Genomic DNA, 1,040 nt, shown 5'->3' with positions numbered 1-1,040 from the left:
GTCGGCTTCGTCGGGCAGATCGCCCCGATCTCCGGGCCCGTGCTCGGCGGCGTGCTGATCGACACCTGGGGCTGGCGCTGGGTCTTCTTCGTCAACGTGCCGCTCATCCTGGTCTCGATGGCCATGACGTGGCGGTGGTTCCCCCGGGACGAGGAGCGCGACGAACGTCGTCTCGACCTTGTCGGGCTGCTCCTGCTGCCGGCCGCAGTGATCGCCCTGCTGCACGCGCTGACCGGGCTGGAGACGCAGGCCGGGATCGGGGCCGCGGCCCTGACGGCGGCGGCAGGAGCCGGGCTCCTGGCCGCGTTCATCACGCGCTCGCTGCGCCGGGCCGAGGCGAGCCTGCTCGACCTGCGGCTCTTCGCCGATCGCTCCTTCCGGTCGGGGACGGTCATGATGTTCGTCCTCGGCGTCACGAGCTGGGGGCCGATGTTCCTGTTGCCGCTGTACTACCAGCGACTGCACAACCTGTCCGCGCTCGACGCCGGCCTCGCCCTCGCTCCCCAAACCCTCGGGATCGCACTGGCGTCCCTGCTGGCCGGACGGTACGCCGACCGCCTGCCGCCGCGTCCGCTGGCCCTGGCCGGGATGGCCGCGGCCACCATGGGCACCCTTCCGTTCGTCTTCGCCACCGCTGACACCGACACTCTCCTGCTGAGCGTGGCGTTGCTCCTGCGCGGAGTCGGATTCGGCGTCGCCGGCCTGCCCGTCAGCGTCGCCGTCTACCGCACCCTGCGCCCGGCCGCCATCCCGCACGCCACCAGCGCCAGCACCATCGTGCAGCGGATCGGCGCCGCCGCCGGCACCGCGCTGATGGCCGTCATCCTCCAGGCCGGCGGCTTCGCCCCAGCGCTGACGTGGATGTTCATCCTCACCGCGAGCGGCCTGGTCATGGCCGCAAGCCTGCCCGGCCGCAAATGATCGGCACCTGCCGAACCCACCAAGGACGAATTCATGATCAAAGTAGGCATCATCATCGGCAGCACCCGCCCGGGACGCAACGGCGAGGCCGTGGCCCACTGGATTCACGACCTGGCGAC

At 71.2% G+C, this 1,040-nt stretch carries 1 protein-coding gene; it reads left to right on the top strand.

Annotation, left to right across the window (positions count from 1 at the left end; translation table 11 throughout):
- Positions 1-921: MFS transporter (locus ACFKCF_RS61630; RefSeq protein WP_394506801.1), on the top strand; the 921-nt coding region annotated here is incomplete at its 5' end.
- Positions 922-1,040: the final 119 nt, after the last annotated feature.

The sequence above is a fragment of the Nonomuraea sp. JJY05 genome (assembly GCF_043496855.1).
Classification (GTDB): domain Bacteria; phylum Actinomycetota; class Actinomycetes; order Streptosporangiales; family Streptosporangiaceae; genus Nonomuraea.
Note: the sequence above shows the minus strand (reverse complement) of the source record. Positions and strands in the feature narration are given on the sequence as shown.